This window comes from Glaciecola sp. 33A, assembly GCF_002836745.1.
Taxonomy (GTDB): Bacteria; Pseudomonadota; Gammaproteobacteria; order Enterobacterales; family Alteromonadaceae; genus Glaciecola.
In genome coordinates this window covers 352,926-367,182 of the sequence record NZ_PJAR01000044.1, presented here as the reverse complement: position 1 = coordinate 367,182, position 14,257 = coordinate 352,926, and the positions used below count along the sequence as shown (strand labels likewise).

The window sequence follows — 14,257 nt, the reverse complement described above, 5'->3', positions numbered from 1 at the left end:
TAAAAGATGCGCATACAAGTTATCGCTGTCGGGAACAAAATGCCTAAATGGGTTGTCGAAGGCACTCAGGAGTACGTTCGACGATTTCCGGCTGACTGCCAATTGTATTTTACGGAAGTAGCGCCAGGTAAAAGAGGCAAAAACGCTGACGTAAAGCGCATTCTTATTGATGAGGGTCAACGGTGTTTACAACAAGTTCCTAAAGGAAACAAAATTGTCACACTTGAAGTGCTGGGGCAAAGCTGGAGTACGCCAAAGCTCGCTGAACAGTTAGAAAAATGGAAAATGGATGGGCGCGATATCAGCCTCTTGATTGGCGGTCCAGAAGGACTATCACAAGAATGCCAACATGCGTCAGAGCAAAAATGGTCACTGTCAAAATTGACCTTACCTCATCCTATGGTAAGAGTCATTGTAGCTGAAAGCATTTATCGCGCTTGGTCAGTGACTCAAAATCATCCATACCACCGAGAATAAAGTAGGTTGTAGAGCCAAGAGTATTATATGCCACCAAAGCGTCAAATAATTAGAGATCACACAGCAGAAGCTAATCTGGTTGCCAGACGCACCGTTGTCTCTATCGTATTTGTTTGCGTTCTTATGTCGATTATTATTATAAACTTATACCAGTTGCAAGTTGTCCAGTATGAAGACTATCAAACACGCTCCAATGGTAATCGCATTAAAGTGGTGCCGGTTGCACCGAATCGTGGCCTTATATACGATCGAAATGGCGAGATCCTAGCGGAAAACAAACCGGTATTTAGCCTAGAGATAACGCCCGAAGAGGTTGGCGATCTGGACGCAACAATCAAGCAACTGTCAGCACTGATGTCATTAACTGATAGCGAAGTCAAAGAATTTAAAAGTAATATTAGACGCCAACGACGCTTTAAACCTGTCTCTGTTAGGCAACAACTATCACATGACGAAGTGGCTCTTTTCTCCGCCAAACAACACCAATTTCCGGGTGTCAGTATCGAGGCAAGATTATCGCGTTATTATCCCTTCAAAGACTCGTTAACCCACATGCTTGGCTACGTAGCAAAAATAAATAAGAAAGAGCTAGTCAGACTTGATGAAGATGATCAACTTGCAAACTATGCTGCTACGCACGATATGGGTAAACAGGGTGTCGAAAAGTTTCACGAAAAAACACTTCACGGTAAAGTTGGCTATCAACAGGTTGAAGTTAATAATCAAGGCCGAGTTATTCGTGTCCTGAGTTTTGAACCTCCTTTGCCTGGTCGAGATATTGTGCTAAATATCGATATTAATTTACAGAAAAAAGCACAGGAAGTGCTCGCTGGAAGAAGAGGTTCAGTGGTTATTACAGATCCAAATGATGGTGGCGTTTTGGCGTTGTATAGCAGTCCAAGCTATGATCCCAATTTGTTCGTGCATGGCATCAGTCAAAAAGAATATAATAAGCTTCTGGCGTCCAAAGACAGTCCTTTGCTAAATAGAGCGACGCAAGGACGCTATCCTCCAGCATCGACTATTAAGCCTTTTTTAGCACTTGTCGGGCTTGAAGAGGGGGTGATTGACGAGACCACCGAAATAAATGATCGCGGTACCTATCGATTGAAAAACGTAGATCATGTTTGGCGCGATTGGAAGAAGTATGGGCATGGCACGGTTAACGTCACAAAATCGATTGAAGTGTCCTGTGATATTTTTTATTACGACTTAGCCTATAAGTTAGGTATAGATCGGATTAGCGAATCTATGCAGTTATTTGGCTTTGGTAGACACACTGGCATCGACTTACTAGAAGAGTCCAGCGCTAATATGCCTAGCCGAGGTTGGAAAAGAGCTCGATTTAATGAACCCTGGTATATTGGTGATACGATCCCAGTCGGGATTGGTCAAAGTTACTGGAACGCAACCCCATTGCAATTAGCACAAGCGCTAAACTTCCTGATTAATAAAGGGCAGCGCCACACTCCTCGCCTGATCAAAGGTTACATGGTTGAGGGAGCCGTAGATGTGTTGCCCGTTGAAATACAGTCGCCTATACCCATCGTGGATGAATACAATTGGGATATCGTGCTAGATGCGCTATATGGTACCGTAAATCGTAGCCATGGAACTGCGCGTGGTGCGTTTAAAGATACCGATTATGTGTCAGCGGGGAAAACCGGAACTGCGCAACTTTTTTCAGTTGCTCAAGACGCTGAATATGACGAAGAAAATGTGTCGGCCAGATTAAAAGATAATGCAATGTATATTGGCTACGCACCTTATGTCGACCCTGAAATTAGCATTTCGGTAATTATCGAAAATGCTGGCGGCGGTAGTTCAAATGCTGCACCGGCAGCAAGGGTCGTAATGGATTACTACTTTAGTGAAGTAAAGCCAAACGGTATTGCTTTGAAAACCAAAAAGAATGCGTCAGATAGTATCAGTCAAGCACGTGTATCAGCCAATACTGCTGCCATAATTACGACGGAGACAAGCGGTGGCTGAAGCTAAATTTACAACTATAAAAACGACGATGTTGGAACGTCTGCATGTTGATGGCTTTTTATTGTTTGCACTTATGTGCCTCATGGGTATTGGCCTTGTGACCATTTATAGCTCCGGAGGACAAGATTGGAACTTAGTAAACAGGCAGCTAACTCGTTTGGGAATTGCCCTGATCGTGATGTTTATTCTTGCCCAAATTCCACCGATGGCTTACCGACGTTTGGCGGTGTACTTTTATAGCTTTGGGCTTATTATGCTCATCCTAGTGCTACTAGTAGGAGTGATAGGTAAGGGTGCGCAGCGATGGTTAGACTTAGGTGTGATTCGTTTTCAACCATCTGAAGTAATGAAACTAGCCGTGCCACTTATGGTCGCTTGGTATATCAGTAAATTTAATATGCCACCGCGTTCTCGTAACATCGCAATTGGTTTTATAATTGTTTTTATTCCCACTATTCTAATTGCGAAACAACCTGATTTAGGCACCAGTCTATTGGTTGCTAGTTCCGGTATATTTGCACTCTTTCTGTCAGGTATGACATGGCGTTTAATCTTTTTCATTAGTGCGTTGGGCGGCGCTTTTGCACCAATAATGTGGTTTTTCTTGATGCAGGGTTATCAAAAACAACGTGTTCTCACCTTTTTGAACCCAGAAAGTGACCCACTGGGTGCTGGCTATCATATTATCCAATCAAAAATTGCCATCGGCTCAGGTGGAGTGAGTGGCAAAGGCTGGCTGCAAGGCACTCAATCACAGCTTGAATTTTTGCCTGAAAGACACACTGACTTTATCTTCGCGGTTTTTAGTGAAGAGTTTGGTCTAATTGGCGTTATAGGACTATTATTTATTTATATGTGCATCATTATTCGCGGATTAATGATCGCAAATCATGCCCAAGATGCGTTTAGTAAATTGCTCGCTGGCAGCATAACACTGACTTTTTTTGTTTATGTGTTCGTTAATATGGGCATGGTTTCTGGTTTATTGCCCGTTGTTGGTGTTCCCCTGCCACTTATCAGTTATGGCGGAACTTCAATGGTGACGTTGTTAGCCGGTTTTGGTATTCTAATGTCAATTAGCACGCAAAAGCGATTAATGTCGCGATAGATTAATAACCCTAATAAAAGTATCCATGGAATGAATGCGCTAAAAAATTACACAATATTGATATTTGCTGTTTCGGGTTTAAGTGCTTGTAGTGTAAGCAATAGTCGATATTCACAAAAACAGGACAGTGTGCCTGAATTTCATTATGCTGAACTGGCGCTTGTTGATGCTACGCCAAGATATGAAGAGTACGCGCCGGCTAATTTTCGTCCGTATACTGTGCTTGGCAAATATTATACGCCAATGCGCACAGCCAAGGGTTTTGAAGAATATGGACAGGCTTCTTGGTATGGACAGAAGTTTCATGGTCATCTGACTTCCAATGGCGAAATATACGATATGTTTTCCATGACGGCGGCACATAAAACCCTACCTCTTCCTTCGTTTGTTAAGATCACTAATCTGGATAACCAAAGAGTCACTATTGTTAGGGTTAACGACAGAGGTCCTTTTCATCCAGGTAGAGTCATCGATTTATCCTACGCAGCAGCAAAAAAATTAGATGTTTTGTCGACGGGTGTTGCTAATGTCAAAGTTCAGGTAGTGCATGTCGATGAAGCTGGTGTAATGACTGTTGGCGCCGGTAAACCTCAGCAACCGGACGTACCACCATCTTTAGAGCAAGGCGAGAATTCACCAGTAATGGTAGCTAGGCTGAATACCAAAACGACCTTAGAAGACCGAGTAGAAGTCGAATCTGCAGCACCACCAATTTCTAGGACTTTGGCTGCAGCAATAGCAAATGATAGCAAGCCAGATCAAATATTTGTTCAAGTGGCCGCTTTCTCTAATCAAAAAACGGTTATCGAATTGTCAGAAGGTTTAGCGCGACTATATCAAGTACCGTCTGACGCTCCTATGATTGATAATATCTATAGACTACGACTTGGACCATTAATAAATGAACAAAAGGCTGAAAAGTTAATCCAAGATCTGAAAAGTATCGGTTTCGACAGTGCTTTTCCAGTAACAGTGCCATCAAGCTAGTCAAAATAACGAACAATTTTTGACTTCAGTTGTTGACTTTTGATGTCAGGGGCAATGAGGGCCAAATAAATAAAAGAATCCGCTGAATAACTGGCGGTGCATAGGCGGATTGATATAAGATCCATAATTAATACATCACGTGATTATACGCTCACTAAGAAAGCACTCCGAGGGATCCGAGAATTTCGGTAGAATATGCCTTGCAAGTTAATGCACGATGATAAAAATCTCAAGACAATGGTTGAATAAATGCGCTTAAAAATAGTTTCCACGTTAGTTCTTGCAGCTTGTTGCTTTTTAGCAAACGCAACGGTTGTTATACCCCCTCCACCCAATGTTGCGGCAGGTGGCTTTTTGCTGGTTGACCACAATACGGGTCATATTATCGCTGAAAAAAATATTGATATGCGACTTGCACCAGCAAGTTTAACCAAGATAATGACCATCTATGTTATTGGAAAAGAAATCAAAGCCGGCAATATCAGCTTAACCGATATGGTGACAATATCTGAGAACGCATGGGCGAAAAACTTTCCTGACTCATCAAAAATGTTTATTGAAGTCGGCACCAAAGTATCTGTCGAAGATTTATTGAAAGGTATTATTGTGCAATCGGGCAACGACGCCTGTGTTGCCATGGCTGAGCATATTGCCGGCAGCGAGGAAGCATTTGCGAGTATGATGAATGCACATGCGCAAAATCTGGGAATGACCGCAAGTAATTTTGTTAATAGCCATGGTTTGCATGACGCAGACCACTATACATCACCACGCGACATGGCAACCTTGTCTTCAGCGTTGATCTCTGAGTTACCTGAAGCATATGCGCTGTATAGCATAAAAGAGTTTACCTACAATGGTATTAAACAATTTAATCGTAACAGTCTGTTGTGGGACAAGAGTTTAAATGTAGATGGTATTAAAACCGGCCATACCTCAGACGCCGGCTATAGCTTGATTACATCATCAACCCAAGGCGACATGCGTTTAATATCCGTTGTTATGGGCACTGATAGTGAACGCTCTCGAAAAGTCGAAAATAAAAAATTATTGCGTTACGGTTTTAGGTTTTTCGAGTCAGTGACGCCCTATCAAGCGGGTGATAGCTTTGTTGCGCATCGTATTTATATGGGCGACCGCGACACAGTTGAGCTAGGATTAAATCAAGCGACTCCAATTACAATACCACGCGGACAATCAAGCAAATTAAAAGCACATTTTGAGCTAACCGAAAGTCTTGAAGCTCCTATTGAGAAAGGGCAAGTGGTTGGTAAATTATTTCTGCAGTTAGAGGGTGAGAATATTGCCACTTATCCATTGGTAACCTTACATGAAGTGCAAGAAGGTGGTTTAATTGATAAAGCAAAGGATTGGATTTCTTTAAAATTAGGATTTGAAAGTTAATTATGGCATTAAATACAAACTTTGACGAGATCCTAGAATTCCCGTGCTTTCAAACATTTAAAGTAATGGGCGTTGCCGACCCTAGCCTCTCTGAAGTCGTTATTTCTTGCTTACAACAACATGCTCCAGGTGATTATTCACCGAGTATTAAGCAAAGTAGTAAGGGAAATTACCATTCACTCTCGGTGAGAGTGAAAGTGACTAGCAAAGTCCATATGGAAACTATTTACACTGAAATTTCCAGTCTTGAACTAGTTAGATTTGTGCTTTAATTTTGATGCCGCCGACCATTATTCGACAATTAGGCACTCGATCATATCGCCCAATTTGGCAACGAATGCAAGATTTCACAGACCAGAGAACGCCACAAACAGCAGACGAGATCTGGCTAGTTGAACATACCCCAGTTTTCACTCAGGGCCAAGCAGGTAAAGCGGAACATATTCTTGCGCCTGGAGATATTCCAGTAGTTCAAGTGGACCGCGGCGGACAAGTAACCTATCACGGTCCGGGTCAACAAATGTTGTACATTCTAATTGACGTGCGCCGGATTAAACTTGGTGTTCGCCATCTAGTTAATGGCTTAGAAAACTGTATTGTGGGGCTAATGGCTGATTTCGGTGTTGAAGCCTATGCAAAGAAAGATGCACCGGGTGTTTATGTCAACGAGCAGAAATTATGTTCTGTCGGCTTGAGGATCCGCAAAGGCTGTTCGTTTCATGGTTTAGCACTGAACGTTAATATGGATTTGAGTCCGTTCGGGCGAATAAACCCGTGTGGCTATGCCGGCATGGAAATGGTAGATTGTGCCAGTATAGGTGGTCCAGAATCATTAACCATTGCGGGTCCTAAAATAGTTGAACATTTTTGTTCATTATTGGGTATTAAGCAGAAAGAATATAGAGAAGGTTTTGATGAATAATCCACGTCCAGTAGCGGGTGTTAAACTTCGCGATGATGATAAAGTAAGACATATTCCAATCACTATTGTTCCGACTGAAAAGGAACAGGTTCTGCGCAAGCCGTCGTGGATTAAGATAAAACTACCTCGAACGACTGATCGCATAGACCACATCAAAGCGACACTGCGCAAAAACAAATTACATTCGGTATGTGAAGAGGCAAGCTGCCCAAATTTAGCAGAATGCTTTAATAACGGCACAGCCACGTTTATGATTTTAGGTGATGTATGTACCCGTCGTTGTCCATTCTGTGACGTAGCTCACGGTAAACCATTACCGCCGAGCGCTGAAGAACCAGTAAAATTAGCCAAAACCATTGCAGAAATGGGATTAAACTATGTGGTTATCACTTCCGTTGACCGCGATGACCTCCGAGATGGCGGCGCTCAGCACTTTGTCGATTGTATTAATGCAATCCGCGAACACAGCCCAAGAACCAGAATTGAAGTGTTAGTACCTGACTTTAGAGGCCGTATGGACCGTGCTTTAGAAATATTTAAAAACGGCGTACCTGACGTATTTAATCATAACCTAGAAACGGTTCCACGCTTGTACCGAGAATGTCGCCCTGGTGCGAACTACCAGTGGTCGCTTGACCTACTGCGTAAATTTAAAGAGCAACATCCAACTATTCCAACGAAATCAGGATTGATGATGGGTTTAGGTGAAGAATCCGACGAAATGAAAAAGGTATTGGATGACCTTCGTACACACAATGTAAACATGCTTACACTTGGACAATATTTACAACCAAGTAAACATCACTTCCCAGTTAAGCGTTATGTCCCGCCAGCAGAGTTTGATGCCTTAGGACAATATGCTGATTCTATCGGTTTCGCGCATGCTGAATGCGGTCCCATGGTGCGTTCTAGTTATCATGCTGATAGACAAGCAGCCGGTGTAGAAGTTAGTTAATCAGTATGAGTAAAATTTATGTACTGCATGAGAACAGCGAGTGGACTATCCACTTGCAACATCGCTTAGATGAGTTAGGTCTTCCTTATGAATTGTGGCATCTAGATCAAGGTCTCCTTGACTTGTCTAGTGAGCCACCGCAAGGGGTTTTCTACAACAGGATCAGTGCATCGTCCCACACCAGAGACCATCGGTACGCTCCTGAGTTTACACAAGCAGTCATTGCTTGGTTGGAGCGTCATGATCGTATCGTTATTAATGGTACTAGTGCTCTTAGGCTAGAAGTCAGTAAAGTTAATCAATATATGGCGCTTAACAAAAGTGGTATTGAGACCCCAAAAACATTTGCTGCGGTTGGTAAAAAACAAATTATTGAGGCTGCTAACCTATTGCATATGCCTTCTTTTATTACGAAGCATAACCGAGCGGGTAAAGGTCAAGGAGTGCAACTCTTTCACTCTGTTCAGGCACTACAAGATTATATAGACGGTCCCAATTTTGATCCGCCAGTTGACGGTATCACTCTTATTCAGCAATACATTGAGTCACCACAACCGTTTATCATAAGGCATGAGTTTATTGCAGGTAAATTTTTATATGGCGTTAAGGTTGATACATCCCAAGGGTTTGAGTTATGCCCTGCTGACGCATGTTCTATTGAAGATATGTTTTGTCCTAGCGATGATGTCAAGACATCAGTAAAAGCGCAGTTTGAGATCCTTGAAAATTATCGCCCAGCGTTTATTGACAGCTATGAAAGATTCCTAAAAGATAATAACATTCAGATTGCGGCTATTGAGGCAATACAAGACTCAAATGGCATTAGCTATGCTTATGATGTCAACACCAATACAAATTACAATGCTGATGCAGAAAAAATAGTGGGCCAATTTGGTATGCTAGAGATAGCCAATTATCTTGCCGTAAAATTACAAGACAGCTAACAAAAAGCCGCAAATAAAGCCGCCAATACCGACCGCGAGCAAATGGCTTGCATTCGCCTTGCGTCGCGGTATCACATTGGTTTACTACATTAATTACTGAGAAGAACCCATGACTCGCAAACCTTCCCTCGCCTCCCTAAGTATTAACGCAGGAGCCCCTGAAGCAAAGAACGGAAATGCTTTTCGCCGTGGCCCCGAGTTTGCGAGCACGTTCCACCTATCAGGTGATATCGACTCACAAGTTTATCAATATGGGCGTTTTGGTCAGCCAACTTGGACCAGTCTTGAGTCCGGCTTAGCCGAATTAGAAGGCGGTGACACGGTTATATTTCCCTCTGGAATGTCAGCAGCTAGCGCAATATTAACCAGCCTTTTAAACCCTGGTGATACCGTATTATTACCCAGCGATGGCTATGCGCCGGTGCGTTACTATACCGAACAATATTTAATTAGATTTGGCATAAAACTAAAGACAATTGCAACCCAAGATATTGACAGTTTTGATTTTGAAGGAATCACCCTAGCATTGTTAGAAACGCCGAGCAATCCGATGCTCGACACTTTTGATATACACAAAGCAGCAACCAAAATACACAAACATGGTGGTCTTTTGGCTATCGACAACACCACGCTAACATTCTTAGGACAGCAGCCATTGGCCCTGGGTGCCGATATTTCCATGAGCGCAGACACCAAAGCGGTTAACGGGCACAGCGATGTAGTATTTGGTCATGTCTCAACCATAGATAAGTCAACTAATGACAAAATCAGAGATTGGCGTAAAGCGTCAGGTAATATTCCTGGGCCAATGGAAACTTGGCTTGTACACAGAAGCCTATCCACCTTAGATGTTAGATTACAGCGCATGTGTGACACTGCGATGCTGTTAGCACATGAATTGAACAATCACGATAAGGTTATTTCAGTTCGTTTTCCAGGACTCGCCTCGGACCCGTCACATGCTATCGCTAAACAACAACAGCAACTGTTCGGTTTCATTATTAGTTTTGAACTAGAAAGTAAAGATGCGGCGGATAAATTCCTCGCTGCATGCCAACTCGTTTATGTAGCCACTAGTTTTGGTGGCGTGCATAGCATGGCTGAACGCCGTGCACGCTGGGGAACGGACAAAATAGCGCAAGGCGTTATTAGATTCAGTGTAGGGTGTGAGCGACACGACGACTTAATTAATGATGTAATGGGAGCGTTAGACAGCCTTTGAGCGCCTCCAGAAACGGCCTAGCGAAGAGTTAGCTCGCCGCGAAGGTTACGAGTCATCAAGCCCTTACGCTGCTGTGTACTCAATTCAGGTTTACTTAATAGATAATGCAGTTTTGCTAACGTCGCCTCGGGCGTCATATCACCGCCAGAAATTAACCCCGTATCTTGCAATAAATGACCATTCGCATAGCCAGTCATGTTGACTGTACCTCTGAAACACTGTGTGCAGTTAACCACAATCACACCGTTCTCTTGGGCTTGAACCAGTTGCGCTAATAATCCTTTGTTTTGCGGAGCATTGCCCACACCGTAACTCAATAGAATAAGCGCATTAACCGGTTGCTGAATAATATTCTTAACCACATCGGCTGAAATCCCCGGATACAAACTAATTAAACCAATGGGTTGAGGTGTTATTGGGCTTATTTTCAAGCTGTCAGGCAGTTGCGATTTTGACGCATTTTGCTCTGACAAGGAGCTACTTTCTTGGTTTTGACCGTCTTCAATACCGCTATCAAACACACTAACAACGTCGTGATTGACCTCGATATTAATCCCCGCCTCCAACAATGCAGGAAAGTTGGGCGAATCAAAAGCATCAAAGCCATCAGCATCTACTTTGCGCACCCGATTACCACGATAGAGCTTATTATTAAAGAATAAGGTCACTTCTGGAATGGGGTAATTAGCCGCAATGTAAAGCGCATTTAATAAATTAGTTTGCCCATCCGATCTCAATTCGGCTAATGGTATTTGAGACCCTGTCACGATAACCGGTTTACTTAGATCCTCAAGCATAAATGAGAGCGCAGATGATGTGTAAGCCATGGTGTCTGTGCCATGTAATATGATAAAACCATCGTAGTCAGCATAATGCTGTGCAATATCATCAGCAATAAACTGCCAGTCAGACGGCGACATATCGCTTGAGTCAATCAGATGGTCATATTCGTGAATAGTAAAGGCAGGCATTTCACTACGGTGAAACTCTGGCATATTAAGCAATGTTTTACTCAGATAACCCGCAGCAGGCACAAACCCATTTTTTGAGGGCTTCATGCCAATCGTTCCACCTGTATAGGCTACATAGATATGCTTACGCATGGATAACGCCTTATGCCAAAATGACTTTTTTTAATCGTTTTAACAATGCCTGGTCAGTTTTTTCCAAAGGCCCGCAACCGATCCAAGCAGCCAGTAATTCAGCGATAATCGGTACGTCAGTACCCTCAAGTCTCGATGCCATAAGCTGTAACTGAAGGTTTCTGCGCTCGGCATCATCCGCTTTGTTACTCGGTAAATCAGCAATAATCTCAGCTTGAATAGTTAATTCTTTGCGTTTGCTATCGCCTTTATTCTGTGCCGACGATTTAATCAACTGTTGGTACTTGTTGGGTAAGTCAGCTAAATTTTCTGGCAAAGATGCGTCTGTCCAAGCTGCCAAAGCATCAAATAAAGCTTGCCACTGAGCTGAATTTTTGTGCTGTTCTATCTCAACTTGCTTCACTTGATGCTGCTGTAAAATTGTATCCAGCTTGTGTTGCTCTGTTTTTGCCTGTCGACTTGGGATATCTCGAAGCTTTTGGCTTAATACATTTACATTAGCGTCGAAGTCAGACAAATCTTTTATTTCACTCGCCGCACTGAGTTGCTCAGTTAGGGTGCCGGCTAGCTCATGAAATTCAGTTTTTACTTGCGCTAGACCGGTAGCATCGGCATCTCTTTTCTGATTAACCTTTGCAAAAACGATGTCATTGGCTTTGCGAAATGCTAACCACAGTCCATCATCCGTCTGTTTGCCAGAAAAACCAATCTCTTTCCATTGTTGCTGATATTGCTTTGCTAACTCAGCCGCACTGCTAACATCATCAATGTCACTAAGCTGCTGCACCTTTTTCAACAAAACCTGCTTTAGCTGGAGGTTTTCAGAATACAGGGTGTCTAGGCGCAATTGAGTTGGTTTTAGCGCACTTAAGTAGGCTTTTTGTAACTTACGGCGGTCCCCTTGCTCGAGATTGCCCAGCGCACGCCATTTTTTATTCATGGCGCTCAGAGCGCGTCCTAATGTCGCCGTATTTTCATGCGTATGCAGAGCGATTAATTCATCAATGATTGTTTTTGCTAATTGCGCATTATCAGCACGAAGTTTGTCCTGCTCGCCATAGTATTCTCTGCAGGGTAAAAACGCTTTTTCTATGGCTTCATCGAACACCGTATTCAGTGCATCATCTTCATCTGTTCCTAATTTCCCAAGTTCATTCCATTGTGCTCTAAACAGTTTTACGCTCTGGACTCTGTCGGCAATACTCTCAAGATTTTGTTGGGCTGCCAACGCATTAACTGCGTCTAACAAAGCCGGCTTTCTTGGACCCGCAATAAACGCCTGAAGTTCTTGTAACTCAGTCGCTTTTTCACCCAATTCTGCATATAACTTTGAAAGTCCTTTTTGGCTTTTTTCAGGCAAAGCTTCATACATTTTCTGCGCATATTTAAAGGTAGCCAACGCAGGTTTGAAGCTGCCTTGGTTAACCATTCTCTGAACAGTTTTGAGCTTACCTAAAGTCTTTTTTTCTTGCTGTTTAAGTTCCTCCTGAACAGCAGAAACTTTACTCTGGTGTTTTTTCTCGGTCTCGCGCCAATTGCCTAAAATAAGATCAGGAAGAGGAAGTGAAGCCGATGTGATTAATTGCTTCCATTCAGTTTTAAGCTGTTTCAATACAACGGCTAACTCATCGCTTGTTAACGATTCAGGCACTGCTTGTAGTTGCGCAAGCAACGCCTTAGCATTGTCACGCGTTTCGCGCGCATTCGGCAGTTGGTTTAAAAAGCCTTGATACGTTTCTATACTACCCGACAATGACTTAATCGTGCGCTTATGTGCCACTGTTTGCGGTCGTTTTTTAGCATCGTCAATATCCAAACTAACATCAACTAAGGCATTGCTAAGTAATTTAGATTGAGCAAGTAAGCTAGGGTCATCAATTGACTCCAAAATAGCATCTATTTGCTCCTTTACCTGTTTAAAGCGCTCATCTATTTCAGATAATGCATTCGTTGTAAGCTTGAGTTCGTTAGCACTTTTCCAGTCTTCTTTCAATGCTGCTAAGCGTTTCTCAACTGACTCATTTACACGTAAATACTTTTCTGCCAGCAACAGCGCAGTTTCCTCATCTAGCACATTAAACTGTGCTTTGTATTGCTCAAACTCTTGGCAAAGTTGCTGCTTATTGTCGTATATTCGTTCGTAATCCCCGCTATCTTTCAACGCAAGCAGTTTAGAAATGACTAATGTAGACTCTTGCTTTAGTTTAATCGGCAATGCAGCTAACTCTCTCAAGTGCTCTATTTTGGCATCAATGGCGCTTATCACAACATCGTTGCTGGCGAATTTGAGCATTTTACTCAATTCATTAAGATCCTCTGCACGAGTCACAATGACCTGCTGCTGAGCTTGGTTAGCGTGATCTTTAAAATATAGGCGAGTGATATTTTGTTTGTTTACTTTCAACAACACCGCTAATGCTAATACGTTATTGCTTTGTAAGCGTTGGTTGCTGAACAACATTTGTTCAAGTAACACAGTATTTTTAGACTCAACCACAAATGAAGCGAAGTCAGCTTGACTGAGTAGCGTTGAATTAGGATTATTAACCTCAGTCAATACTCTTTCGTGAGCTTGTTTTTTTACTCTTACATTATCGGCTGTTTCCGATGATTTCAGCCATAATGGGAATGAATTCAGCTTGTCTAAGGCAGCTAAGCTCACGCTTGCCTGACTATCGTTAAATGCAAGTTCGTGCAGTACTTGCTTGTCTGCAGGCTTGTCTACTGACAAAGTCGCAATCGCTGCCAAGCGCACTTGAGGATCTGAATTTAGGTGTTTTGCTTTAAAGAATCGATCAAATATCATCTTGTTTAAACCGCGCAATCGTATTTAGGTCATGAGTACTGCTTTGCTCAGCAGATTCTTGTGTAGTATCGTGTGTCTCGTCTTTACCGAGTGCTTTATCGAATTCTTTTTTGAGTTGCGAGCGACTTTTTTGCACTACCTCTCCATTTCTGCCAATGGTCATGTGCTGCTCCGACTGCTCCACTGTCGCCTGATACATTAATACCGCTCGCAATGAGTTACCTTTTTGCTCTTCGGTTAACGGATTGCCGTCTGGCCATTTACCAATTTCAACAGCAGTACGCAAGTTTTCATAAATTTGCGGTGTCATCGCCTGAATCAGTTGCTGAATATCCAC

Annotated in this window: 13 protein-coding genes; 10 read left to right on the top strand and 3 right to left on the bottom strand. The window is 42.7% G+C overall.

All coding sequences use genetic code 11. The annotated features are described in order from the left end of the window. Positions 1-6: 6 nt before the first annotated feature. From rlmH to CXF81_RS17650, 10 genes are all read left to right on the top strand, one after another. Positions 7-477 carry a 23S rRNA (pseudouridine(1915)-N(3))-methyltransferase RlmH gene (rlmH, locus tag CXF81_RS17695; protein WP_101182720.1) on the top strand — a complete coding sequence of 157 codons (471 nt, stop codon included), beginning with the start codon at positions 7-9 and terminating at the stop codon, positions 475-477. Positions 478-504: 27 nt separating this feature from the next. After that, positions 505-2,469, top strand: coding sequence for a penicillin-binding protein 2 (gene mrdA / locus CXF81_RS17690; RefSeq protein WP_101182718.1), 1,965 nt, complete (start codon positions 505-507; stop codon positions 2,467-2,469). Positions 2,470-2,497: 28 nt separating this feature from the next. Further along, positions 2,498-3,577, top strand: coding sequence for a rod shape-determining protein RodA (gene rodA, locus CXF81_RS17685; protein WP_198556439.1), 1,080 nt, complete (start codon positions 2,498-2,500; stop codon positions 3,575-3,577). A 30-nt stretch (positions 3,578-3,607) separates the two neighbouring features. Continuing rightward, positions 3,608-4,564: a septal ring lytic transglycosylase RlpA family protein gene (locus CXF81_RS17680; protein ID WP_101182714.1), complete on the top strand. Its 957-nt coding sequence runs from the start codon at positions 3,608-3,610 to the stop codon at positions 4,562-4,564. 249 nt (positions 4,565-4,813) lie between these two features. Continuing rightward, positions 4,814-5,968, top strand: a complete 1,155-nt coding sequence (locus CXF81_RS17675) for a D-alanyl-D-alanine carboxypeptidase family protein (protein ID WP_101182712.1) — start codon at positions 4,814-4,816, stop codon at positions 5,966-5,968. 2 nt (positions 5,969-5,970) lie between these two features. Beyond that, complete coding sequence (gene ybeD / locus CXF81_RS17670) at positions 5,971-6,240, top strand: DUF493 family protein YbeD (protein WP_101182710.1); 270 nt, start codon at positions 5,971-5,973, stop codon at positions 6,238-6,240. Between the two features lie 5 nt (positions 6,241-6,245). Continuing rightward, a complete protein-coding gene (gene lipB, locus CXF81_RS17665) occupies positions 6,246-6,890 on the top strand; it encodes a lipoyl(octanoyl) transferase LipB (RefSeq protein WP_101182708.1) in 645 nt (214 codons plus the stop codon). Beyond that, complete coding sequence (lipA, locus tag CXF81_RS17660; RefSeq protein ID WP_101182706.1) at positions 6,883-7,845, top strand: lipoyl synthase; 963 nt, start codon at positions 6,883-6,885, stop codon at positions 7,843-7,845. Before lipB ends, lipA begins: the two co-directional genes overlap by 8 nt. A gap of 5 nt (positions 7,846-7,850) precedes the next feature. Then, positions 7,851-8,789: a RimK family alpha-L-glutamate ligase gene (locus CXF81_RS17655; RefSeq protein ID WP_101182704.1), complete on the top strand. Its 939-nt coding sequence runs from the start codon at positions 7,851-7,853 to the stop codon at positions 8,787-8,789. Positions 8,790-8,898: 109 nt separating this feature from the next. Continuing rightward, the gene (locus CXF81_RS17650) at positions 8,899-10,011 is read left to right on the top strand and encodes a cystathionine gamma-lyase (protein WP_101182702.1); all 1,113 of its coding nucleotides are present in this window, start codon (positions 8,899-8,901) and stop codon (positions 10,009-10,011) included. A gap of 17 nt (positions 10,012-10,028) precedes the next feature. Here CXF81_RS17650 and CXF81_RS17645 read toward each other — a convergent pair whose 3' ends face one another. Genes CXF81_RS17645 through CXF81_RS17635 form a run of 3 tightly spaced genes read right to left on the bottom strand, consistent with a single transcriptional unit; the run spans position 10,029 to position 14,257 of the window. Beyond that, on the bottom strand, positions 10,029-11,114 hold the full coding sequence (locus CXF81_RS17645; protein WP_101182700.1) for an asparaginase: 1,086 nt from the start codon (positions 11,112-11,114) through the stop codon (positions 10,029-10,031). Between the two features lie 10 nt (positions 11,115-11,124). Beyond that, complete coding sequence (locus CXF81_RS17640) at positions 11,125-13,920, bottom strand: DUF349 domain-containing protein (RefSeq protein WP_101182698.1); 2,796 nt, start codon at positions 13,918-13,920, stop codon at positions 11,125-11,127. Beyond that, positions 13,910-14,257: a YeaC family protein gene (locus tag CXF81_RS17635; RefSeq protein WP_101182696.1), complete on the bottom strand. Its 348-nt coding sequence runs from the start codon at positions 14,255-14,257 to the stop codon at positions 13,910-13,912. Before CXF81_RS17635 ends, CXF81_RS17640 begins: the two co-directional genes overlap by 11 nt.